A 23,744-nucleotide genomic window follows, 5' to 3' on the forward strand; every position below is an offset into this window, starting at 1 on the left:
ACAAGGAGGTCCTTCCTGGGACGGCCAGAACGGGCTTTGGTCTGTGCGCGGACGCCGGGGCACAGTGCGTCGCCAGTCGGGATCGGAGAATCATACTTAGGTTTGCGGCCCGCCGGATGCCGGTCCGATCCGGAGGATCTGCGCCATTTTGACCAGATCCGGCAGCGATTTCGCCGCCATTTTCCGCATGATGTGGCCGCGGTGTATCTTCACCGTGATCTCGGCCACCCCGATTTCGGCGGCGACCTGCTTGTTCATGAGCCCCGCCGTCACGAGTGTCATGATCTGGCGCTCGCGGGCGGTCAGGGTCGCGAAGGCTGCGCGCAGGTGTGCAAGGGCCTTGGCCTCATCGCGACGATTTCGGTCGCGCTCGATCGCTGTCGTGACGGCATCCAGCATGTCCTGGTCGCGGAACGGCTTGGTCAGGAAGTCGACCGCTCCGGCCTTCATGGCCCTGACCGTCATCGGGATATCGCCATGGCCGGTCATGAAGATGATCGGGATATGAATGTCGGCCTTGGCCAGTTCGGCCTGAAAGTCGAGGCCGCTCAGCCGGGGCAGCCTGATGTCCAGGATCAGGCAGCTCGGGACATCCGGCGGCTTGTGCTGGAGAAATTCATGGGCCGATCCGAATACTTCGGTCCGCAGCCCGACCGACCGGAAAAGATTGCTCAGCGAGTCCCGCACCGACGGGTCGTCGTCGACGACGAAGACGGCCGGATCGCCGGCGCTTGCGTGCGTGGGAGGCGATGCCGCGGGTCCGGTCACCATGCATGATCCTCTTCACGCAATGGCAAGGTGAACTGGAATGTCGCGCCGGGGCCGGTATTTCCGGCCACGGACAGGCGACCCCGGTGAGCTTCGACGATCGAGCGGCAGATCGACAAGCCCATTCCCATGCCGCTGGCCTTGGTGGTGTAGAAGGCGTCGAACAGCCGGTCGGCATTCTCGGTTGTTATCCCGACGCCACAGTCGGTGACCGTGACCAGGATTTGCCCGGCATCGTCATGCTTGGCGGGATCGATGCGTGTGCGGATCACGAGTTCGCGCGGCCGGTCCGTGACCGGCTGCATCGCCTCGATGCCGTTGAGGACCAGGTTGAGGATGACTTGCTGGAGTTGGATACGGTCGGCGATAACAGGCGGGAGCGCGGGAGCGAGGTCCAGCTGCAGGGAAATCAGGTGGCTCTGCAGTTCATGCTGCACCAGGCCGATCACCTCGTTGATGGCTGCATTGATGTCGAGCGGCGCCTTCTGATCGGTCGTCTTGTTCACCAGGGCGCGGACGCGCTGGATGACCTCGCCCGCCCGGTTGCCGTCGCTGATGATCGACCTGACCGCCCCGCGGGCTTCGTTCAGATCGGGAGCCGCCCGGTTGAGCCACCGCAGGCATGCCGCGGCATTGGTGACCACGGCGGCAAGCGGCTGGTTCACTTCATGGGCGATCGATGCCGCGAGCTCGCCGAGCGCCGTCACGCGCGTGACGTGCGCGAGGTTCATCTGCGCTTCATGCAGTTCCGACTCGGCCCGCTTGCGGGCCGTCACGTCGGTGACCGCTCCGATGAATTCGGTGTCGCCCGAGATGTTGGTCACCGCATGCGCCCGGGCGTGGACATATTTGATCGCCCCATTGGGCATCAGCAATCGGTAGCCGTGCTCGAAGTCCTTGCCGTCGACCGAGGCACGGTCGATGGTCCGTTGCACGCGGGTGCGATCGTTCGGATGGACGCGTTGCAGGACCGTGCCATGCTTGATGCAAGGAGCTTTGTCGAATTCGAAGATCCTGAACGTTTCTTCCGACCAGATCATCTCGCCGTTGGCGACGTGCCAGCCAAAGCTGCCGGTGTGACTCAATCGCTGGGCTTCGGTCAGGTACATTTCACTCTGCTGCAGCGCATTCTCAGCCTGCTTGCGCTCGGTAATATCCTCGCATGCGATCAGGACGATCAACTGATCGCCCAGCCGCCGTACGGCCTTGGCATTCTCACGAACCCAAAGCCTTGAACCGTCCTTGCGGACCTTCCGGATTTCCCAGCCTTGGGTTTGGCCGATGTTGTCGAGGCATGCCGCGACGTTGCGCTGAACCATATCTCGGTCTTCGGCCGCAAAGACCTGCAGCACGGATTGTCCGAGCAATTCGTCGACGGTGTAGCCGAGTTGCGCCGCGCCGAACGTGTTGACCGACAGGACGAGGCCCGTTGCGTCAACCATGAAGTACATGACCGGGTTGTGCTCGAACACCTCCTTCCATTGCGCCTTGCTGTTGCGCAGCGCCTCGATCGCCCGCTCTTCGCCGCTGGCCCGGCCGCGCAACGCGGCTTCCATCTGCCTTTGGGTGCGGCCCACCACACGCATCATCAGCAATGCAGCGGCGAGCGCGGCGATGAGCGCCGCCAGGGCAGCCAGATGAGCGGTCGCCGCAGGCTCCGGACCAAGCAACAGCCCAGCGCAGGTTCCCGCCCAAGCCAGCACCATGCCGCCGAGCAGCCGTTGCTCGGTCGACCAGGGCTTCGTGGTCGGATTGCGCATCATCGGCAGCACCAGCAGTTGGCCGTCCAGCACTTGGCCATCATGGGCCGCGCTGCGTCGCTAGGTGACCGCTATCATCAGCGGCGACAACGTCGCCCTCCCAACAGGCCGGACCTTAGCAGCTTTCTCGACGTCCGGACGAGATCATGCGGGCCTGTGGCAATCCGCCCGCGCGCGTGGAGTCGCGCGGAAAGCGAAACCACCCGATACGCTCAGGTTCAGGTTGCGGCTAAACCTAAGTATGTTGTCCCCATCCCAATGTAACGGCCGGATCAACCTCCGTTCAATGGCGCGTTTCCTCCCGGCGACTACGCTCATTGGGTAACTCGATAACAGTAGGCATCCCGGATTCAGCAGTCGCCGATCAGAGATCTGGAGGTTGAAATGCCGAACGCTCGCCTGCATTTGATCCTTTGCTCCGATGACATCGCGCACGAGACGCGGGGTCAGAGACGCGACCGCAGCTTCCAGCCTTCCGTGATCGACGGTGGCAAGCAAGCAGCGAGCGTGCCGGCCGACAACCCTTGGGCCAACGATTGGATCGATCTGCTCGACGTCTTCGATTTTGGCGTTGTGGTCTGTCATGCCAGCTACCTGGCCTTGCTGGGGGCGAGCCTGGCGGCCCTGCAGCCGCAATCAGACATGTGAGATCCAGGGCGGTAGCCCGCCCTAGACTCTAAGTCCGGCAGGCTGCCGGGACCGACGCGCTGGCTGCTCACGCCTGGGTCCCGCAAAACGGGTCCGATAACAGCCTCCGTGAGAGCCCGGAATCCATTCCCCGACTAGCCCCGGCCCTGATGGATTCCGGGCTCAGTTCCATACGTCGTCATTCCGGGGCTCGCGAAGCGAGAACCCGGAATCCATTTCAAAGCAACAACGCGGCCCGATGGATTCCGGGTTCAGCCCTGCGGGCGGCCCCGGAATGACGGATACGTGCTCTCACGCCGCCGGCTTCGCCGCCTGGTCCTCGCTCGCGAGCAGATGCAGCAGCGCGCTCTTGATCGCGGCCTGCCGGGTCGGCGCCGTGATCTGGGCGCCGAGCAGGTCGGTGACATAGAACACGTCGCGCGCGCGTTCGCCGAAAGTCGCGACATGGGCGGAGGCGATGTTGAGGTTGAGCTTCGAGATCGCGGTGGTGAGCTGATAGAGCAGGCCGGGGCGGTCGAGGCCGGAGACCTCGATCACGGTATAGCGGTCGGACCACTGGTTGTTGATGGTGACTTCAGGCTCGACGATGAACGGACGCGCCTTGCTGCGCACCGCGCGCTTCGCCACGGCCTCGGGCAGCCGCAGCTTGCCTTCCAGCACGTGCTCGATCATCTCGCCGATCCGCGTCGCGCGGCGGCCTTCATCCTCGTCGCGGTCGTATTCGCGTGAGATCGAGATGGTGTCGAGCGCGCGGCCGTCGGTCGTGGTGTAGATTTGCGCGTCGACGATGTTGGCGCCGGCAGACGCACAGGCGCCGGCGATGATCGACAGCAGCCAGGGATGGTCGGTCGCGAGAATCGTGAGCTCGGTGACGGCGCGGATCTCGTCGAAGCCGACATTGATCGCGAGCTTGTGGCCGGCCTGCTCGCTGGCGCGGATGAAGCGTGCCTGGCGGATCTTGCGTGGCAGCTCAACCTTGAGCCAGTAGGCCGGGTAGTGCCGGCCGATATAGGCGTTGAGCTCGGCCTCCGGCCATTCGGTGAAGGCGCGGCGGAATTCGGCTTGCGCCACCGCGATGCGCTGGGCGCGGTTGACCTCCGAGAAGCCGCCGGTCAGCACCGGCTCGGTCTCGTAATACAGCGTGCGCAACAGCTGCGCCTTCCAGCCGTTCCAGACACCGGGGCCGACGCCGCGGATGTCGGCGGTGGTCAGGATCGTCAGCAGCTTCATCTGCTCGACCGACTGCACCACGGCGGCGAAGTTCTCGATGGTCTTGCGGTCCGACAAATCGCGCGATTGCGCCACCGTCGACATCGTCAGGTGCTCCTCGATCAGCCACGCCACCAGTTCGGTGTCGGCCGCCGAGAAGCCGAGCCGCGGGCACAGCCGCCGCGCCACCTTGGCGCCGGCGATCGAATGATCCTCCGGCCTGCCCTTGGCGATATCGTGCAACAAGGTCGCGATATAGATCACCGGCCGGTGCTCGGGCTGGATCTTGCGGAACAGGTCGCTGGCGACCGTGAACTCCTCGTTGCCGCCGCGCTCGATGTCCTGAAGGAAGCCGATGCAGCGGATCAGATGCTCGTCCACCGTGTAGTGGTGGTACATGTTGAACTGCATCATCGACACGATCTTGCCGAAGGCGCGGATGAAATGGCCGAGCACGCCGGTCTCGTTCATCCGCCGCAGCACGGTCTCCGCATTGTCGGAGGTCAGGATCTCCATGAACAGGCGGTTGGCTTCGTCGTTCTCGCGCAGCTGGGTGTTGATCAGCTTCAGCGAGCGCGTCACCGTGCGCATCGCGTCGGGATGGAAGGCGAGGCTGTTCTGCTGCGCGAGGCGGAAGATCCGGATGAGATTGACCGGATCGTGCTTGAAGACGTCGGGGGCGGCGAGGTTGATGCGGTTGTTGTCGACGATGAAATCGTCGCTGCCCGCCACCCGCCGCCGCTTGGTGCCGGGCCGGAAGCGCGCCACCATCCGGCTCAGCACCGGCGCCGGCTTGTTGTGCTCCTCCTCGAGCTTGGCGCACAGGATCGCGGTGAGGTCGCCGACGTCTTTGGCGATCAGGAAGTAGTGCTTCATGAAGCGCTCGACGTCCTGCATGCCGGGATGCGAGGTATAGCCGAGGCGGACCGCGATCTCGCGCTGCATGTCGAACGACAGCCGCTCCTCGGCGCGTCCGGCGAAGAAGTGCAGGTTGCAGCGCACCGACCACAGGAAATCGGCGCAGCGGCGGAAGGTGCGGTACTCCTGCGCGTCGAACACGCCGCGCTCCAGCAGCTCATCGGTCTCGCGCACGCGGTAGACGTATTTGGCGATCCAGAACAGCGTGTGCAGGTCGCGCAGGCCGCCCTTGCCGTCCTTGACGTTGGGCTCGACCAGATAGCGCGACTGGCCGCCGCGGCGATGCCGCTCCTCGCGCTCGGCGAGTTTGGCGGTGACGAATTCCGATGCGGTGCCCTGCACCACTTCCTTGTCGAAGCGCTCGACCAGCTCGTCATAGAGCGGCTGGTCGCCGGTCAGGAAGCGCGTCTCCAGGATCGCAGTGCGGATCGTCATGTCGCCGCGCGCCTGGCGGATCGATTCATCGACCGAACGGGTGGCGTGGCCGACCTTCAGCCCCATGTCCCAGAGGCAATAGAGGATCGCTTCGGCGACCTGTTCGCCCCACGCGGTCTGCTTGTAGGGCAGGATGAACAACAGATCGATGTCGGATTCCGGCGCCATCAGCCCGCGGCCATAGCCGCCGGTCGCGACCACGGCCATGCGCTCGGCGCCCGAGGGGATCGGCGAGTGATAGAGATGCCGGGTCGCCGCGGCGTAGAGGATGCGGATGATCTCGTCCTGCACGAAGCAGAGCCGTTCGGCGCAGCGGCGGCCGTGGCGATCCTTCAAGAGCAGCGCCTGCGCCGTGGCGCGCGCCGCGATCAGTTCGGCCTTGAGCAGCTGCGCCATCGCGGCGCGGAACTGGTCCTCGCGGCCGGCATGTTGCTCTGCGAGCGCGTTGACCGCCGCGGTGATCCGCACGGTCTCGAAACGATCATCCGCTTCAGCGCGGTCGTCGGCTACGATGCTGTCCATACGTCCATCCGATATCGGACGAAGCTGTTGCTGTCACTGACCAAAGTATAACGACAGCAGCTCCATGCTCTCTCAACGGCGCTGCGGGCAAGATCGTTCTCGCGCCATCGCGTAAAGGGTAGAGATTTTCTCGTTGACCACAAGGCTAACTCATTGAAATAAAAGATTGTTTCTTAATCGTCTCGAGGAGATCGACGAATGCAGAAATTTTCCCGGCGCGCCTTCGCTGCGCTGCTCGCGGTCTCGACATTGTTGCCCGGCGCGGCGCTTGCCGCCGACGCGCTGAAGGAGATCCGGATCGACTGGGCGACCTACAATCCGGTGTCGATGGTGCTGAAGCAGAAGGGCCTCCTGGAGAAGGAGTTCGCCAAGGACGGCATCAGCATCGTCTGGGTGCAGTCGGCCGGCTCCAACAAGGCGCTCGAATTCCTCAACGCCGGTTCGATCGATCTCGGCTCGACCGCGGGCTCGGCCGCCTTGGTCGCCAGGATCAACGGCAACCCGATCAAGTCGATCTATGTCTATTCGCGTCCCGAATGGACCGCACTGGTCACCGGCAAGGATTCCAAGATCGCCTCCGTCGCCGACCTGAAGGGCAAGCGGGTGGCGGTGACCCGCGGGACCGATCCGCACATCTTCCTGGTCCGCGCGCTGCTCGGCGCCGGCCTTACCGAGAAGGACATCACGCCGGTGCTGCTGCAGCACGCCGACGGCAAGACCGCGCTGATCCGCGGCGACGTCGACGCCTGGGCCGGCCTCGACCCGATGATGGCGCAGGCCGAGGTCGAGGACGGCGCAAAACTGTTCTACCGCAAGGCCGACGCCAACACTTGGGGCATCCTCAATGTGCGCGAGCAGTTTTTGAAGGATCATCCGGATATCGTCCGCCGCGTGCTCGCGGCTTACGAGGAGGCGCGGAAATATTCGCTGGCCAACTATGACGAGCTGAAGAAGACCTTCATCGCGGTGACCAAGCTGCCGGACGCCGTGGTCGACAAGCAGCTCAAGGAGCGCACCGAGCTGACCCACAGCCGGATCGGCGCGCCCCAGCGCGAATCAATCCTCGCGGCCGGCCTCGCCTTGCAGCAGGCGGGCGTGATCGACGCCAAGACCGACGTCAAGGCCGCGCTCGACAGCCTGATCGACGATCAGGTCCCGTTGCCCACGAATTGATCGCCGCCGTCGTCCCGGCGAAAGCCGGGAGGTGGATTCACACTCGAAGTGCAACACTTGGGAGAAGGCCTCGGCGGGAGTTTGGAAGTCAAGAGATTTGCGCGGGGTGTTGTTGTAGGCGTTGAAGGACTGATGGAAGCGGCGGGTCGGGAGGGTTGCGAGGTCGGTTTTGCGCGGGATGAAGCGCCGCATTCGACCGATCGCATTCTCGATGCCGCCCTTCTGCCAGGGCGCGTGCGGATCGCAGAAGAAGGTCTCGATCGCGAGGCGGTGCAGCGCCGTGTGGCAGGCGAACTCGGTGCCATTGTCGAAGGTGACGGTCTGGCACAGGTCCTGTGGCAGGGATGCGAACAAGCGAACGAGATGACGGGCGACCCCGCGCGCAACCTTGCTGGCGAGGCGGATGCCGAGCAGCAGGCGCGAGGTGCGCTCATGCACAGTCAGGACGGCCTGACCGTATTTGGAGAACATCATCAGGTCGGCTTCCCAATGACCGGGAGTGCTGCGATCGGCGGCCTCGATAGGCCGTTGATCCAAGGAAACACGGCCTTCGATGAATCTTGCGGGGCTGCCGCCCTTCTTGCCGCGGTAACCGCGCTTGCTCTTGCCGCGCGGCAGATAACGCCGCCAGCTGAAGTCCGAGGTGCGTCGGATCTGGGCGTAGATGAAGCGATAGATGGTCTCGTGGGAGATCACCTTGCGGCCGTGTTCGCGGGCCAGCCGGCCGGCGACCTGCTCGGGCGACCAGCCCCGACCCAGGCGTTCCAACACCGCACGGCGCAGGCCGGGCTCCCGTTCGAGGCGTACGCCCGTCCAGCGCCGTGCTCGCATCTGTTGCTGGGCATAGCTGGGTTTGTAGCCGACCTGGACGCCTCGATTGCGGGTCAGCTCCCGAGAGATCGTTGATGGCGAGCGATCCAGAGCTGCCGCGATTTGCCGGACCGAGCTGCCATTGGCCGAAAGCCGGGCAATCTCGCATCGCTCGTCCAGGGATAGCTGCTCGTAACTCCGCCCCATCGCAACACCTCCTCAAGGAAGTGTTGCACTTCGTTTGTGAACTCAGGGGACCCATAACCACAGGGCTTTGTTGTTGAACGAAGCTGTGGCCCCAGCTCGTTCCACTATCTCGCCCTGTGGTTATGGGTCCCGGGTCGCGCTTCGCTTGCCCGGGACGACGTGAGTGGAGTTGGGCTCACCCACCTTGCAATTCCGCCGGAAGAATAGTTCTTGCTATGGCCATGACCGTTGACCTGCCCGCGCTGGAACAGACGGCCGCGCCGCGTGTGGCGCCGGCGCGGTGGTCGCGTTATGCGCGGCCGGTGCTCGGGCTCGCACTGCCGGTCGTGCTGGCGCTGGGCTGGGAACTCGTCGTCTCGCTCGGCTACTCCAACGGCCGCCTGGTGCCGCCGCCGTCGAAAGTATTTGAAACCATCGTTGCGCTCGCGCGAAGCGGCGAGCTGTCGCGCCATATCCTCGCGACGCTGTGGCGGGTCGGCGCAGGCTTCGCGCTCGGCGTCGCGGGCGGCACCATCCTCGGTGCGATCTCCGGCTATTGGGGCCTGGCGCGCCGACTTCTTGACCCGACGGTACAAGCGCTGCGCGCGATCCCCTCGATCGCCTGGGTGCCGCTGTTCATTCTGTGGCTCGGCATCTTCGAGACCTCGAAGATCGCGCTGATCGCGGTCGGCGTGTTCTTTCCGGTCTATCTCGGCGTGATGGGCGCGATTCTCTCGGTCGATCGCAAGGTCGTCGAGGTCGGCCGCGTGTTCCGCCTGTCCGGCGTTGCGATGATCCGCCGCATCCTTTTGCCCGCGGTGCTGCCGGCCTATGTGGTGTCGCTGCGGGTCGGGCTCGGCCTGGGCTGGATGTTCGTGGTTGCCGCCGAATTCATGGGGGCGTCCGAAGGGCTCGGCTATCTCCTGATCGACGGCCAGCAGCTCGGCAAGCCGGCGCAGATCCTTGCGGCGATCGTGATCTTCGCGATCCTCGGCAAGACCACCGACTGGCTGATCGAAATCGCCACCGCGCCGCTGTTGCGTTGGCAGGATGCGTTTGGCGCGCGGGGAGGGCAGTGATGCTCGCGCTGAAGGACGTCGGCAAGACCTATCCGAACGGCGTCCACGCGCTGGAACGCTTCTCCGCGAAGATCCAGCCCGGCGAGATCGTCGCCATCATCGGCGGTTCCGGTTGCGGCAAGTCGACGCTGCTGCGCGCCATCGCCGGCCTCGATCGTGCCAGCACCGGCAGCGTGATACTCGACAATGCCGTCATCACCTCGCCGCACGCCAAGATAGGCATCATCTTCCAGGAGCCGCGGCTGTTGCCCTGGCTCAGCGTCGCCGACAATATCGGCTTCGGCCTCGCCGATCTCCCGGTTGAGGCGAGGCGTAAACGGGTCGCCGTGGCGCTGGCCCGCGTCGGTCTCAGCGACAAGGCCGCCGCCTGGCCGCGCGAATTGTCCGGCGCGCAGGCGCAGCGGGTCGCGATCGCCCGCGCCCTGGTGCCGCAGCCCGAAGTGCTGCTGCTCGACGAGCCGTTCTCGGCGCTCGATGCCTTCACCCGCCGCGACCTGCAGGACCACCTGCTCGATCTCTGGGCCGACACAAGGCCGACCCTGATCCTGGTCACCCATGATGTCGACGAGGCCGTGGTGCTCGCCGACCGCGTGCTGGTGATGCGGCCGCGGCCGGGCCGGCTGTTCGAGCAGATCACCATCAACCTGGCGCGGCCGCGCGACCGCCAATCGGAGCTGTTCGACACCTTCAAGCGCCGCGTGCTGACCGCGCTCGACCGCTCGCTGGACCGGCAAGTGCGTGACGTCACGGACAAATCGAGCGCCGGCGAGGCGATGTGGTGGTGACATCGGCTCGTTAAGGCCTTACATCGGCTAGAGCATGATCCGGAAAAGTGCGAAGCGGTTCTCCGAAAAGATCATGCTAAAACAAGAATCTAAAGCGCGATGACGATTCAACGTGATCTCATCGCGCTTTAAAAAGAACAGCCGGGAGCAGAACCATGGACTCCGCCGAACTCCGCGCAATGCAGGCTCCGATCAAGGAGCGCTACAAGACCGACCCCCAAGCCGCCGTGATCACGCTGAAGGCCAAGGGCTCGATCGACAATGAGAGCATCTCCTGCAAGGTCGAGACCGGCCGCGCGCTCGCGGTCGCGGGCCTGCATCCCGCCACCGGCGGCTCCGGGCTCGAGCTCTGCTCCGGCGACATGCTCTTGGAGGCGTTGGTCGCCTGCGCCGGCGTCACCTTGAAATCGGTCGCGACCGCCGTCGAGGTGCCGCTGAAAGTCGGCAATGTGCTCGCCGAAGGCGATCTCGATTTCCGCGGCACGCTCGGCGTTGACAAGGAGACCCCGGTTGGCTTCCGCGAGATCCGCCTCCGCTTCGAGATCGGCACCGACGCGCCGCAGGACAAGCTCGATCTGCTGCTGAAACTCACCGAGCGTTATTGCGTGGTCTATCAGACCATCAAGAACGGCCCGAAGGTTTTGGTGTCGATGCAGCGGGTGTAATTGCACTCCGACAGAGCCGACCTCTCGCCCACCCCTGAAAGGGGAGGGCCGACGCGAATGAAATGAGCGGCGGGGAGGGGTCAGGTCTCTCCGCGAATACGCTTCCCGAATGGAGAGAGCGACCCCTCCCCGGATCGCATCTCGCTCCGCTCCATGCGATCCGACCCTCCCCTTTCAGGGGAGGGTGAACTGCGCAAGAACAACAAAATGTCCCCCGAACTCCACTTCGTCCTGATCCTCGTGCTGCGTATGGCGGTGGCCGCGGCGTTCGTGGTCAGTGCGTCCATCATCACGGAGCGCTCGGGGCCGGTGATCGGCGCGCTGATCGCGACCCTGCCGATCTCGGCCGGGCCGTCCTACACCTTCCTCGCGCTCGACCATGACGCCGCCTTCATCGCCGAGGGCGCGCTGGCGAGCCTGCCGGTCAATGCGGCCACCATCTATATGGGCCTGACCTACGCCGTGCTGGCGCAGCGCCGCAGCATGTGGATCAGCGCGGGATCTGCGATCGCGGTGTGGCTGGTGCTCGCCACCATCATCCGGCAGTTCGGCTGGTCGCTCACCGGCGGGCTGCTCGTCAACGCCATCACCTTTGCGATCTGCATTCCGCTGCTCAGGCCCTACCGCCACGTCGCCAAAATGCCGCTGATCGCGCGGCGCTGGTACGACATTCCGCTGCGCGCCGCGCTGGTTGCAAGCCTGGTCGGCACGGTTGTCACGGCATCAGGCTGGGTCGGCCCGCGCATCACCGGCGTGATGGCGCTGTTCCCGATCGTGTTCTCCTCGATGATGCTGATCCTGCATCCGCGCATCGGCGGACCTGCGACCGCAGCCGTGCTCGCCAACAGCGCCTGGGGCCTGATGGGCTTCGGCCTCGGCGTCGCCGTGCTGCATGTCGCGGTGGCGCAGTTCGGCTCGCCGATTGGGCTGAGCTGCGCGCTCGCCACCTGCATCGTGTGGAATCTGGTGCTGTGGTGGCTCGGGCGGAGGAAGAGCGCGAAGACGTCGAAAGCGTAGGGTGCGTCTTAACCTCCCCTTGAAGAGGGGAGGTCGCTTTGCTCGCCAGAGTAAAGCGGGTGGGGATCCGCTCTCTCCGCAAACAGCGTCGTCTGCGGCTGACCCCCATCCCGACCTTCCCCCTTTCAGGGGGAAGGAGAAGGGTAATCAGAAAGCGTAGCAACCATTAGCTCTTTCGGTTGTGTGCGATTGAATTGTCCGATCGCCGTTGAGACTGACGCCGTGCTCGCGGCCATCAAGGCGTGGCCTGTTGAGGATGAGGATGTGGTGGCATTTGAGCGACGGCCATCCTTGACGGCCGCTGTGCGCGACGTCCTGGTGACGGCAGGTCGGGACGAAGAAACGGCGCCCCGGTCGAACAAAGAAACGCTTCAGGCTGCTGGAACAGCTGACATGTCAGCTTGCCAAGGGGTGCCTCGGGCCACTACGGCGTTGATGAAGACGAGCAGCTTCCTGGCGCAGGCGATTAGCGCGCGCTTGTGACCCTTACCGGCGGCGATCAGTCGCTTGTAAAGGGCGATGAGCTGCGGATTCCAGCGGAACGACGCCGCCAGCGCTGCAGCATAGAGCGCCTCTCGCAGGCGCTTGCGTCCACCGATGATGTGACGAGCGCCAATATGCTCTCCGCTGTCGTCATCATAAGGCGCAAGGCCCGCAAGAGCTGCGGCCTGCTCGCGGCTGATTTGGCCGATCTCCGGCATGCGCACCAGAATGGCGACCGCAGTCGGCAGCCCGGCCCCGCCGACGCTGTAGATCAGATCGAGCCGGGCAGCGAGATCGTGCTGTTCGCGGATCGCTGCCACCAAAGCCTTGAACTCGACGCGTTCGCGCTTGGCCAGGCGGACGATATCTTCCTTCCAGAGCTTTTGGATACGCGCATCGCGACAGCTCTCGAGCCGGTTCTTGAACCGCGTGATATCCTCTCCGATCTGATCGATCAGTGTCAGCTGCCCGGCCAAGGGCGATAATCTTGCGTCAGGGGCCGGGTGGATCTTGTTGACCGCAGCGGCGCAGGCGGCGATCAGCGCGGCATCGATCCGATCGTTCTTGGCACGTTGCCCGCGGTATTTGGCATAGGCACGCACCTGCGCCGGCTGGAACACCACGACGACAAACCGCATGCGCCGTAACTCGGCGACGACGGCTTGCTCATAGCCACCGCTCGCCTCGATCCCAACCCGCTTGACCTTGCGCCGCCCAAGCCACTCCAGCAGCGCCTTGTGACCTTCCGCCGTGTTCTCCACCTGCAGCTGCTCCGAGTTGCCGTCGAGCGCCACGTCGAGCTTGCGCTTGCCGGTATCGATCCCGGCACAGATTGTGGTACGCTTGGCCATCTTCCTCGACCCTCCCTTGTGATGCGAACCTAAAGTTCGTTCAACCATGCGGGTCCCGATGAAGTGCCGATCGCGATCTTGCTACGAATAACAGCCCTCAAGGCTTCGATGGGTAACGATCCGATCGATCAGCGGCCCAGCCCGGGCGGCCACCCGAGCTGGGCCATTCCTCACGGAACGAGGCCAGTCTAACCCAGCGCGCTAATACAAGGATGGGTGGAGCGTAGCGATACCCATCATCTCACCGCGCAGATGAAAAACTGATGGGTATCGCTTCGCTCCACCCATCCTACGGCATCGGCTACTGCTTCGGCAGCTTCGCCCTCAGCGCATAGAGCGCATCCAGTGCCTCGCGCGGCGACATTTCGTCGGGATGCAGCGCCTTGACCGCTTCGATCAGCAAATCCGTCTCGCTCGGCGGCTTGTCCTCACTGGCGGCGCGCGACGGCACCGCGAACAGCGGCAAATCGTCGACCAGCGCGCGCGCGGTCTGGCCGCGGTCCTGGGCCTCGAGCTTCGCCAGCACCGATTTGGCGCGCGTGATCACCGCGGGCGGCAGGCCGGCGAGTTTTGCGACCTGGATGCCGTAGGAGCGGTCGGCCGAGCCGGGCAGCACCTCATGCAGGAACACGACGTCGCCCTGCCATTCCTTGACCCGCACCGTGGCGTTGAACATCCGCGGCAGCTTGGCCGAGAGCGCCGTCAGCTCGTGATAGTGGGTGGCAAAGAGGGTGCGGCAGCGGTTGCTCTCATGCAGATGCTCGATCGCAGCCCAGGCGATCGACAGCCCGTCGAAGGTCGCAGTGCCACGGCCGATCTCGTCGAGGATGACGAGCGACCGCTCGCTGGCCTGGTTGAGGATCACGGCGGTCTCGACCATCTCGACCATGAAGGTCGAGCGTCCGCGCGCCAGGTCGTCGGCCGCGCCGACGCGCGAGAACAGCCGGTCGACGATGCCGAGCCGCGCCCGCGACGCCGGCACGTAAGAGCCGATCTGCGCCAGCAGCGCGATCAGCGCGTTCTGCCGCAGGAAGGTCGATTTGCCGGCCATGTTCGGACCGGTGATCAGCCAGAGCTGGCCGGATTTCTGTCCCGGCGCCGGCGACAAATCGCAGGCATTGGCGATGAATGGCTGGCCGTCGCGCTTCAGCGCCTGCTCGACCACGGGATGGCGGCCGCCCTCGATCGCAAAGCCGAGCGAGCCGTCGACGTCCGGCCGCACGTAATGGTCGTCGATCGCAAGTTTCGCCAATGCGGTCGCGACATCGAGCATTGCAAAGGCATGCGCGGCGTTGCGCAGATCGTCGCTGGCGGCGAGCGCCATCGCGCTCAGGCGCTCGAAGATTTCGAGCTCGAGATTGAGCGAACGCTCGCCGGCATTTGCGATCTTGGCTTCGGTCTCGCCGAGCTCCGATGTGGTGAAGCGAACCTGCCCGGCCAGTGTCTGGCGATGGATGAAGGTCGCATTGAGCGCCGGCGCGAACAGCTTGTCGCCGTGCTGCGCGGTGACCTCGACGAAATAGCCGAGCACATTGTTGTGCCGGATCTTGAGCGTCTTGATGCCGGTGTCCTCGGCATAGCGCGCCTGCATCGCGGCGACGACGAGGCGCGAGGCGTCGCGCAGATTGCGGCTCTCGTCGAGCGCGGCCTCGTAGCCCTCGCGGACGAAGCCGCCGTCGCGCTTGATCAGCGGAAGCTGTTCGGAGAGCGCGCGGGAGAATTCCTGCGCCAGATCGCGCGACGGGCGCTGCAACGCCGCCATTACGGCCGACACCTCGGCCGGCGGATTGGCAAGCTGCGCCAGCAGCTCCAGCGCCTGGTCGGCGGCCAGGATGCCGTCGCGCAGGCTCGCGAGATCGCGCGGGCCACCGCGGCCGACCGAGAGCCGCGCCAGCGCGCGCGACATGTCGGGCGCCGCGCGCAGCACAGTCCTGATGTCCTCGCGCGCCGCCGAATCCGCAACGAAGGCCGTGACGGCGTCGAGCCGCCGCGCGATCACGGCAACATCGGTGAGCGGCGCGGCGAGGCGCTGCGCCAGCAGCCGCGAGCCCGCGGCGGTGACGGTGCAGTCGATCGCATCGAGCAGTGAGCCGCGGCGTTCGCCCGCCAACGTCCGCGTCAATTCGAGATTGGCGCGGGTCGCCGGATCGATCGCCATCGTGGTGCCGGCGGCTTCGCGCGCCGGCGGCGACAGCGGCGGACGCTTGCCGACCTGGGTGCGGTCGATATAGGTGACGGCCGCGGCCGCGGCGGTCGCCTCCAGCCGCGACATCGCGGACAGGCCATCCATGGTCGCGACCGCGAAATAGTCGCACAGCCGCCGCTCGGCAGTGGCGCCGTCGAACACGTCGCGGGTCAGCGGCGTCACCGACGGCAATTCGCGCAAGGTCGGCGCGAGCTCGTTGTCGCTGTAGAGCGCGTCGGTGACGATGGCCTCGTTCGGATTGATGCGCGCCAGCGTCGCCGCGAGCTCCGCCGTCGAACACTCCGTCACCATGAATTCCGAGGTCGAGATATCGATCCAGGCGAGGCCGAGACGGTCGGCGCCAGCCGAGCCGCGGGCGCGCGCGATCGCGATCAGATAATTGTTGGTGCGGGCGTCGAGCAGTGTGTCTTCGGTCAGCGTGCCCGGCGTCACCAGCCGCACCACGCCGCGGCGGACCACGCTCTTGTTGCCGCGGGCTTTTGCCTCGGCGGGATTTTCCGTCTGCTCGCACACCGCGACGCGGTGGCCTGCGCCGATCAGGCGATGCAGATAATCCTCGGAGCGCTCGACCGGCACGCCGCACATCGGGATGTCCATGCCCTGATGCTTGCCGCGCTTGGTCAGTACGATGCCGAGCGTCTTGGAGGCGATCTCGGCGTCCTCGAAGAACAGCTCGTAGAAATCGCCCATCCGGTAGAACAGCAGAAGGCCGGGATGGGCGGCCTTTATTTCAAGATACTGTTCCATCATCGGCGTGACGCGCGACGACGCCTCGGCGGGAGCGGGTTCAGGCGGAGCGGGAATGGGTTGCTGGATTGTCATCAGGGGGCGGAAACTACAAAATTTCGTCGCGCGGTCCTATCCGCGAGAGCCGGGTTTTCCACCCTCTCCACGGCCTAAGATATGACAAGACATCACGGCAATGCGCGCTTGACGCGCGTCCCGGTCAATTGACCTGCCGCGGGCACGCTCCTAAAACTCCCCTCAAGTTCCAGCCGATCCAGCGCCTAAGTCGCGGCATTCAGGGAGAGATTCAATGCGTGATGTGTTCATTTGCGATGCCGTCCGGACCCCGATAGGCCGTTTCGGCGGCTCGCTTGCCAAGGTGCGTGCCGACGATCTCGCGGCGGCCCCGATCAAGGCGCTGATGGCCAAGCACCCGACGCTCGACTGGAATCAGGTCGACGAGGTCTATTTCGGCTGCGCCAACCAGGCCGGCGAGGATAACCGCAACGTCGCGCGCATGGCGCTGCTGCTCGCCGGCATGCCCGAGTCGGTTCCCGGCCAGACCCTGAACCGGCTCTGCGCCTCCGGCCTCGATGCGGTCGGCGCCGCGGGCCGCGCCATCCGCGCCGGCGAGATCGACTTCGCGATCGCGGGCGGCGTCGAATCGATGACGCGCGCGCCGTTCGTGATGGGCAAGGCGCCGGAAGCCTTCGCGCGCTCCGCCGAAATCTACGACACCACGATCGGCTGGCGCTTCATCAATCCCTTGATGAAGGCGCAGTACGGCGTCGATGCGATGCCGGAGACCGGCGAGAACGTCGCCGAGGAATTCCAGGTGTCGCGCGCCGATCAGGACGCGATGGCGATCCGCTCGCAGCAGCGCGCCGGCGCGGCAATCGCGTCGGGCTATTTCGCCGAGGAGATCATCCCGATCCAGGTGCCCGGCGGCAAGGCCGGCCCCATCACCGTCGACAAGGACGAGCATCCGCGGCCCGAGACCACGCTCGAAGGTCTCGCCAAGTTGAAGCCGATCGTGCGCAATCCGGGCACTGTGACCGCGGGCAACGCATCCGGCGTCAATGACGGCGCCGCCGCGATGATCCTCGCTTCCGAAGCTGCGGTGAAGAAGCACGGCCTGACCCCGCGCGCAAAAATCCTCGGCCTCGCCTCGGCCGCAGTGCCGCCGCGCATCATGGGCATCGGCCCGGTGCCGGCGACGAGGAAGCTGGTCGAGCGTCTCGGCATCAAGGTGTCGGACTTTGATCTGATCGAACTCAACGAGGCCTTCGCCTCGCAAGGCATCGCCGTCCTGCGTCAGCTCGGCGTCCAGGAAGATGCCGATTTCGTCAATCCGCATGGCGGCGCGATCGCGCTCGGCCATCCGCTCGGCATGAGCGGCGCACGGCTGGTGCTGACCGCCGTGCACGGCATGGAGAAGCGGGGCGGGAAGCTTGCCTTGGCAACTATGTGCGTCGGGGTCGGCCAAGGCGTCGCGGTTGCGATCGAAAAGCTGAACTAGTCCAATAGCTTGGAAGGGCTGAAAACAGTCCTTCCCCAATTTGGTTATGCATTATAATGATCTGAGGTGAGCTCACGGGGCGCGTGGGCCGCGGAGGAATTCGCCATGACCTTACTGTATCCGCTGCAATCGCTTGCGGCCCATCCGGCGCGGCTGTCGCCGGACTATCGCTCCACCGTGAAGCGTTCGCCGCAAAAGCCGCTGATCCCGATGCGGCACACGCTCTCCGAACTGACCGGGCCGGTCTATGGTCACGAGACCGTGCGCGAGCACGACAACGACCTCACCATCCAGGCGAAGGGCGAGCCGCTCGGCGAACGCATCATCGTGCACGGCCATGTGCTGGACGAAGACGGCCGCGGCGTGCCCAACACGCTGGTCGAGCTGTGGCAGGCCAATGCCTGCGGCCGCTACATCCATGTCGTCGACCAGCATCCGGCGCCGCTCGATCCGAATTTCACCGGCGCCGGCCGCACGCAATCCGATGCCAAGGGCTACTACAAGTTCGTCACCATCAAGCCCGGTGCCTATCCCTGGGGCAATCACCACAACGCCTGGCGGCCCGCCCACATCCACTTCTCGGTGTTCGGCCACGCCTTCGTCTCGCGTCTGGTGACGCAGATGTATTTCCCCGGCGATCCCCTGTTTCCGTACGATCCGATCTTCAACTCGGTGACCGACGAGAAGGCGCGGGCGCGGATGATCTCGTCGTTCGATCTCGAGAACACCAAGCCGGAATGGGCGCTGTGCTACCGCTTCGATATCGTGCTGCGCGGCCGCAACGCCACGCCGATGGAGACCAAGTAAGTGTCGAACCCGCGTCCTGATGGAATCACGCCCTCGCAGACCGTCGGTCCCTATTTCAAATACGGCCTGACGCCGAACGGCGAATACGAATGGAACGACGCCTTCACCAGCAACCTCTTGACGGGCGATGTCTCGGGCGAGCGCATCCGCGTCGAGGGCAAGGTCTATGACGGCGACGGCGCTTTGATCCCGGATTGCATGCTGGAGATCTGGCAGGCCGATAGCCAGGGCCGCTTCTCCGATCCGCAGGATGCGCGCGCGCTGCCGAACTCCTCGTTCAAGGGTTTTGGCCGCTGCGGCACCGACAAGACCGGCGGCTATGCGTTCGACACCATCAAGCCGGGCGTGGTGCCGGATGCCGACGGCAAGCCGCAGGCGCCGCATGTCGCGCTCGCGGTGTTCGCGCGCGGCATGCTGTTGCATCTCTACACGCGGATCTATTTCGACGACGAGGCCGGCAACGCCGGCGATTCCGTGCTGGCGCTGGTGCCCGCCGCCCGCCGCGCCACCTTGATCGCCAAGCGCAAGGCCGGTGCGGGCAGCGTCTACACGTTCGACGTCCATCTGCAGGGCGACAACGAGACGGTGTTCTTCGACGTCTAGAGGCTGCGGCGCGCCGTCGGCGGTGCGCAAATCCAGCATTGAAAAGACTGACAAATCCGCTGCGCGCCTTCGCCGCAGCGGATTTCGTTGACTATGTATGATTAGTTATAAAACAATCAATTTATATAACCGGGACGAGATCAAGCATGGCCAACCTCGATGCCGCCTTCTCCGCGCTCGCCGATCCGACCCGCCGGGCGATCCTGGCGCGGCTCGCTCTCGGCGAGGCGACCGTGATGGAGCTGGTCGAGCCGTTCGAGATGACCCAGCCCGCGATCTCCCGCCATCTCAAGGTGCTCGAGGGCGCGGGCCTGATCGTGAAGCGGATCGAGGGCACCAAGCGCCCGTGCCGGCTGGCGCCGACGGCGGTCGCCGAGATCGATCAATGGCTCGGCATGCTCAGGCGTGCGCTGGAAACCAATTACGACCGGCTGGACGGCGTGCTGGCCGCGATGAAGCCCGAGACGTGAAAGGTGCCCCATGAGCAAGCTGACGCTGAAGACCGAAGGCGACCGCCATGTCGTCGTCACCAGGCGCTTCGTTGCGCCGCCCGAGGCGGTGTATCGCGCGCACACCGAGCCTGAGCTGCTGCAAAAATGGCTGCTCGGTCCTGACGGCTGGACCATGCCGGTCTGCATCAGCGAGGCGCGGCCCGGCGGCAAGATCCGTTTCGAATGGAGCGACGGCAAGGGCCGCGGCTTCCATCAGACCGGCGAATATCTCGCGCTCGAACCGTTCAGCCGCATCGTGCATGTCGGGCGCATGCATCTGCCCGATCCGACGCCGGACAATCATGTCGAGACCACGTTCGCGCCTGATGGCACTGGCACCCTCATGACATTGCGGATGACACTGCCGGATGCCGGGACGCGCACGGCGATGCTCGCGACCGGCATGGAGCACGGCATGGAAGACAGCTATGCTCGGCTCGACCGCATGAGCTGAGTGCGACTGACGTGAGGGACAATGCGCGACCGTTTCCTGACGGGCCTGATTGGATATCCGATCGCGCATTCGGCGGCGCCTGCGATGCATGAGCAGGCCGCCGCGGCGCTCGGCGCTCGTTGTCACTACCAGCTGATCGAGGTCAAGGGCGCCGGGCGCGATGATCTGCGCGCGATGCTCGACGGCATCAGGCGGCTCGGCTTTGCCGGCGTCAACGTCACCTTTCCCTACAAGGAGGCGGTCGTCGAGCTGCTCGATGACCTCGCGCTGGATGCGCGCGCGATCGGCGCGGTCAACACCATCGTCGTCGATGGCGCGCGGCTCGTCGGGCACAACACCGACGCGACGGGCTTTGCGCGCGCGATCGAACCGCTGCTGGCGACCGCGCCGCGCGGCCCGATCGCGCTGATCGGTGCCGGCGGCGTCGGCAAGGCGATCGCCTTCGCGCTCGCCAGCCTCGGCGTCACCGAGCTCCGTATCTTCGACGCCGATACCGCCAAGGCCGCGCAGCTTGCGGCCCAGTTGCAAGATCGTCATGCGGTTCAGGCCATAAGTGTCGCGGCCGCGGTGGACGGTGCCGCAGGTCTCGTCAACGCAACGCCGGTCGGCATGCTGCCGAGCCGCGACACGCCGGTGCCGGATGCGCTGCTGCGTCCCTCGATGTGGGTCGCCGACGTGGTCTACACGCCGCTATGGACGCCGCTGCTGACGGCGGCAAAGGCCAAAGGCGCAAACGTGCTGACCGGACGCGATCTCGCGATCAACGCATCGGCGGATGCGTTCAAGCTATTCACGGGATTGACGCCGCCGCATGGCGCGATGGCAAATGCATTCGACGCCGTGATGGCTGCGCGCTACTCTGCACCCGCCTGAAGGGCGGAGACATTGAATGACAAAAATCAGGATCGGTCTGGCCGGCTGCGGCTTCGTGTCGGAGCTGCACATGTATGCGTATCGGCGCGTCTACGGCGTCGATGTCGAGGTGAGGGCGGTCTCGGCGCGCGGCGATCATGTCAATGAGTTCGCCCGCAAGCACGGAATCTCGAACGCCTATCGCAGCTTTGCCGAGCTGGTTGCCGACCGCGAGCTTGACGTCATCGACATCTGCACGCCGCCGAACCTGCATGCCGCGATGATCGTGGAGGCGATGCAGCGAGGCAAGCACGTGATCTGCGAAAAGCCGTTCAGCGGCTATTTCGGGCAGCCCGGCGACAAGGCGCCGATCGGCAGGCACGTGCCGAAGGCGCTGATGTATCAGCGCGTGATGGAGGAGATGGAAAAGACCCGCGCCGCGATCGAGCGCAGCGGAAAACTCTTTATGTATGCCGAAGACTGGATCTACGCGCCGGCGGTGACCAAGACCGCGGAGATCATCCGCGCCACAGGCGACAAGATCCTGTTCATGAAGGGCGAGGAAAGCCATTCCGGCTCGCATGCCGCGCACGCCGCAGAATGGGCGATGACCGGCGGCGGCTCGCTGATCCGGATGGGCTGCCATCCGCTGTCGGCGGTGCTCTATCTCAAGCAGGTCGAGGCGCGCGCGCGCGGCGAGATCATCAATGTTGCCAGCGTTACTTGCGACGTCGGCAATGTCACGGCCGGCCTCAGGCCCGAGGAGCGCGCCTTCATCAAGGCCAATCCGGTCGACGTCGAGGACTGGGGCACGCTGACCGCGACCTTCTCCGACGGCACCAAGGCCACGGTGTTTTCCGGCGACATGATCATGGGCGGCGTGCGCAATCTGATCGAGACCTATACGAGCGGTGGCTCGCTGTTCGCCAACATCACGCCGAACACCCATCTGACGAGCTACCAGACGTCAGAGGAGAAGCTCGCCTCGGTCTACATCACCGAGAAGGTCGATCGCAAAACCGGCTGGCAATATGTTTGCCTCGAGGAGGAATGGACCCGCGGCTATCTGCAGGAGATCCAGGATTTCATGGAATGCGTCTCAACCGGCCGGCAACCGCTCGCCGACCTGGCGCTGGCGTATGAGACGACGAAGGTGAACTACGCCGGCTACTGGGCGGCGGACGAGGGCAGGCGGGTGGTGTTGTAGATACGTGCATTGCGACTGGTCGGGCGCGGGGGCGGCAGCGTGATTGCCTTCGTTTCACTGATCCCTGTGCCAGCCCCGTCATCCTGAGGTGCGAGCCTTGCGGCGCACTTGCGCCGCTGGGCGAGCCTCGAAGGATGAATCGGCCAGAGTGGGGCCGTGCATCCTTCGAGGCTCGCCGAAGAGGCTCGCACCTCAGGATGACGGGGATGGTTCCCAACAAGCCGCGGTAAACAATCGACCCCTTACGCCCCGTACACCGATCCCTTCGGCAGTGGAAACACCGGGTCCTGCGTGCGGATGTTGGTCGGCCACACCACGGTGATGCGCTCACCGGCGTTCTGCATCACGACCGGGGTCGAGCGCTCGTTCTGGCCGGACATCGGCGTGCCCGCCGGATAAAACTTCACGCCGTAGCCCTGGATGGTGCCGCCCGGCGGGATGTCGACATCGAGCGCCGCCTTGCGGATCGCCTCGGGATCGAACCCGCCATATTTCTCCTTGGCGACCGGCAGCACATTGTTGAGCAGCACCCAGGTCTGGTTAAAACCCATCGAGCAGTGCGGCGGCACTTCGGTGGCGCTGGTCTTCTCGCGATAGCGCGCAACCATGGTCTTGGTGAGGTCGCCGACCCCCGGCGCCAGCTTGGCGGGATCGAGCAGCTGCGCCGGAACGGGGTCGATGTTGCAGAAATTGTCGATGTCGGCGCCGAACGCCGTCCGCAGCTTGTCGAGCTGGCTGTAGCCGGCGCCGGCGCCGAACAGCATCTTGAACTTCAGCCCGCTCTCGCGCGCCTGGCGCAGGAACAGCGTGATGTCGGGGTTGTAGCCGGCATGCGAGATGATGTCGGCCTTGGCGCGCTTCAGCTTGGTCACCAGCACCGAGAGGTCGGGCGCCGAGGCCGAATAGCCTTCCTTGAGCACGACCTGCAGCCCGGCTTCTTTCGCGAACGTTTCGTCGGCGGCGGCTACGCCGACGCCGTAAGGGCCGTCCTCATGGATCAGCGCGACCTTGACGTCCTTCGGATCCATGCCGAGCTTGGCCTTGGCGTGCTCGGCGAGGAAGCCGCCAAAGGCCTGGCCGTATTGGTCGGAATGGATCTGCGCGCGGAACACATATTGCAGGTTCTTGTCCTTGAACACGGCGGTCGAGACCGCCGTCGTGATCCAGAGGATGCGCTTCTGCTGCTCGACCTTGGCGGCGAGCGGCACCGCGTGCGAGCTCGCGAACACGCCGTTGAGGATGTCGACCTTCTCCTGGTCGATCAGGCGATTGGCCTCGTTGATCGCCACATCGGGCTTGCTCTGGGAATCGACGTTGACAGGCGCGATCTTGTATTTGCCGCCGACGCCGCCCTTCTCGTTGACGAGATCAATCGCGATCTGCGTGCCGATCGAGGAGGCGACCGAGCCGCCGGCGGCGAACGGGCCGGTCAGGTCGTAGATCACACCGATCCGCACCGTTTCGGCCTGCGCCTGCGCCCGTGTCCAATCGAAGCTGAAAGCAGCGGCGGCAGCCGCTGAAGTCTTCAGCAGCGTCCTGCGTGAAGTCGGCATCGCGTCCTCCCCTGAAG

The 23,744-nt window shown here is 65.1% G+C and carries 19 protein-coding genes and 1 pseudogene; 13 read left to right on the forward strand and 7 right to left on the reverse strand.

The window, feature by feature from the left end:
• Positions 1-96 precede the first annotated feature (96 nt).
• Both HAP54_RS15205 and HAP54_RS15210 read right to left on the reverse strand, forming a co-directional pair.
• Positions 97-771: a response regulator transcription factor gene (locus HAP54_RS15205; protein WP_166301235.1), complete on the reverse strand. Its 675-nt coding sequence runs from the start codon at positions 769-771 to the stop codon at positions 97-99.
• Positions 765-2,561: a PAS domain-containing sensor histidine kinase gene (locus tag HAP54_RS15210; protein ID WP_224741922.1), complete on the reverse strand. Its 1,797-nt coding sequence runs from the start codon at positions 2,559-2,561 to the stop codon at positions 765-767. Before HAP54_RS15210 ends, HAP54_RS15205 begins: the two co-directional genes overlap by 7 nt.
• A 351-nt stretch (positions 2,562-2,912) precedes the next feature.
• Here HAP54_RS15210 and HAP54_RS15215 point away from each other — a divergent pair, with 351 nt between their 5' ends.
• Positions 2,913-3,176: a hypothetical protein gene (locus HAP54_RS15215; protein WP_166301238.1), complete on the forward strand. Its 264-nt coding sequence runs from the start codon at positions 2,913-2,915 to the stop codon at positions 3,174-3,176.
• Between the two features lie 291 nt (positions 3,177-3,467).
• Here the strand turns inward: HAP54_RS15215 and HAP54_RS15220 are convergent, their stop codons facing one another.
• Positions 3,468-6,260, reverse strand: coding sequence for a [protein-PII] uridylyltransferase (locus tag HAP54_RS15220; protein ID WP_166301241.1), 2,793 nt, complete (start codon positions 6,258-6,260; stop codon positions 3,468-3,470).
• A 198-nt stretch (positions 6,261-6,458) separates the two neighbouring features.
• Between HAP54_RS15220 and HAP54_RS15225 the strand changes: the two genes are divergently transcribed.
• Entirely contained in the window at positions 6,459-7,433 is a 975-nt protein-coding gene (locus HAP54_RS15225) for an aliphatic sulfonate ABC transporter substrate-binding protein (RefSeq protein ID WP_166301244.1), read from the forward strand.
• Between the two features lie 30 nt (positions 7,434-7,463).
• Here the strand turns inward: HAP54_RS15225 and HAP54_RS15230 are convergent.
• Positions 7,464-8,450: pseudogene (locus HAP54_RS15230) on the reverse strand (IS30 family transposase); the annotation flags it as partial.
• A gap of 221 nt (positions 8,451-8,671) precedes the next feature.
• Between HAP54_RS15230 and HAP54_RS15235 the strand changes: the two are divergent.
• The 4 genes from HAP54_RS15235 to HAP54_RS15250 all read left to right on the forward strand — a co-directional run bounded on the left by HAP54_RS15235 (position 8,672) and on the right by HAP54_RS15250 (position 11,975).
• A complete protein-coding gene (locus HAP54_RS15235) occupies positions 8,672-9,508 on the forward strand; it encodes an ABC transporter permease (RefSeq protein WP_166307896.1) in 837 nt (278 codons plus the stop codon).
• The gene (locus tag HAP54_RS15240) at positions 9,508-10,293 is read left to right on the forward strand and encodes an ABC transporter ATP-binding protein (protein WP_166301247.1); all 786 of its coding nucleotides are present in this window, start codon (positions 9,508-9,510) and stop codon (positions 10,291-10,293) included. The genes HAP54_RS15235 and HAP54_RS15240 overlap by 1 nt, the downstream gene beginning before the upstream one ends.
• A gap of 155 nt (positions 10,294-10,448) precedes the next feature.
• Positions 10,449-10,958, forward strand: coding sequence for an OsmC family protein (locus HAP54_RS15245; RefSeq protein ID WP_166301250.1), 510 nt, complete (start codon positions 10,449-10,451; stop codon positions 10,956-10,958).
• Positions 10,959-11,165: 207 nt separating this feature from the next.
• Positions 11,166-11,975: a hypothetical protein gene (locus tag HAP54_RS15250; RefSeq protein WP_166301252.1), complete on the forward strand. Its 810-nt coding sequence runs from the start codon at positions 11,166-11,168 to the stop codon at positions 11,973-11,975.
• Between the two features lie 371 nt (positions 11,976-12,346).
• Here the strand turns inward: HAP54_RS15250 and HAP54_RS15255 are convergent, their stop codons facing one another.
• Entirely contained in the window at positions 12,347-13,309 is a 963-nt protein-coding gene (locus HAP54_RS15255) for an IS110 family transposase (RefSeq protein WP_166301254.1), read from the reverse strand.
• 301 nt (positions 13,310-13,610) lie between these two features.
• On the reverse strand, positions 13,611-16,337 hold the full coding sequence (mutS, locus tag HAP54_RS15260; protein ID WP_166301257.1) for a DNA mismatch repair protein MutS: 2,727 nt from the start codon (positions 16,335-16,337) through the stop codon (positions 13,611-13,613).
• A 214-nt stretch (positions 16,338-16,551) separates the two neighbouring features.
• On the opposite strand from mutS, the gene pcaF reads away from it, so the two are divergent.
• The 7 genes from pcaF to HAP54_RS15295 all read left to right on the forward strand — a co-directional run bounded on the left by pcaF (position 16,552) and on the right by HAP54_RS15295 (position 22,174).
• The gene (gene pcaF / locus HAP54_RS15265; RefSeq protein WP_166301259.1) at positions 16,552-17,760 is read left to right on the forward strand and encodes a 3-oxoadipyl-CoA thiolase; all 1,209 of its coding nucleotides are present in this window, start codon (positions 16,552-16,554) and stop codon (positions 17,758-17,760) included.
• Between the two features lie 105 nt (positions 17,761-17,865).
• Positions 17,866-18,567 carry a protocatechuate 3,4-dioxygenase subunit beta gene (gene pcaH / locus HAP54_RS15270; RefSeq protein ID WP_166301261.1) on the forward strand — a complete coding sequence of 234 codons (702 nt, stop codon included), beginning with the start codon at positions 17,866-17,868 and terminating at the stop codon, positions 18,565-18,567.
• Positions 18,568-19,170 (forward strand): protocatechuate 3,4-dioxygenase subunit alpha, encoded by a 603-nt coding sequence (gene pcaG / locus HAP54_RS15275; RefSeq protein ID WP_166301264.1) that lies wholly within the window; start codon positions 18,568-18,570, stop codon positions 19,168-19,170.
• A gap of 146 nt (positions 19,171-19,316) precedes the next feature.
• Positions 19,317-19,640, forward strand: coding sequence for an ArsR/SmtB family transcription factor (locus HAP54_RS15280; protein ID WP_029079517.1), 324 nt, complete (start codon positions 19,317-19,319; stop codon positions 19,638-19,640).
• A gap of 10 nt (positions 19,641-19,650) precedes the next feature.
• On the forward strand, positions 19,651-20,115 hold the full coding sequence (locus tag HAP54_RS15285) for an SRPBCC domain-containing protein (RefSeq protein ID WP_166301266.1): 465 nt from the start codon (positions 19,651-19,653) through the stop codon (positions 20,113-20,115).
• Positions 20,116-20,136: 21 nt separating this feature from the next.
• Positions 20,137-20,988 carry a shikimate dehydrogenase gene (locus tag HAP54_RS15290; protein WP_166301269.1) on the forward strand — a complete coding sequence of 284 codons (852 nt, stop codon included), beginning with the start codon at positions 20,137-20,139 and terminating at the stop codon, positions 20,986-20,988.
• Between the two features lie 16 nt (positions 20,989-21,004).
• The gene (locus HAP54_RS15295; RefSeq protein WP_166301271.1) at positions 21,005-22,174 is read left to right on the forward strand and encodes a Gfo/Idh/MocA family protein; all 1,170 of its coding nucleotides are present in this window, start codon (positions 21,005-21,007) and stop codon (positions 22,172-22,174) included.
• Between the two features lie 242 nt (positions 22,175-22,416).
• Here the strand turns inward: HAP54_RS15295 and HAP54_RS15300 are convergent, their stop codons facing one another.
• On the reverse strand, positions 22,417-23,727 hold the full coding sequence (locus tag HAP54_RS15300) for an ABC transporter substrate-binding protein (protein ID WP_166301273.1): 1,311 nt from the start codon (positions 23,725-23,727) through the stop codon (positions 22,417-22,419).
• Positions 23,728-23,744: the final 17 nt, after the last annotated feature.

The organism is Bradyrhizobium sp. 2S1, assembly GCF_011516625.5.
Taxonomy (GTDB): domain Bacteria; phylum Pseudomonadota; class Alphaproteobacteria; order Rhizobiales; family Xanthobacteraceae; genus Bradyrhizobium; species Bradyrhizobium septentrionale.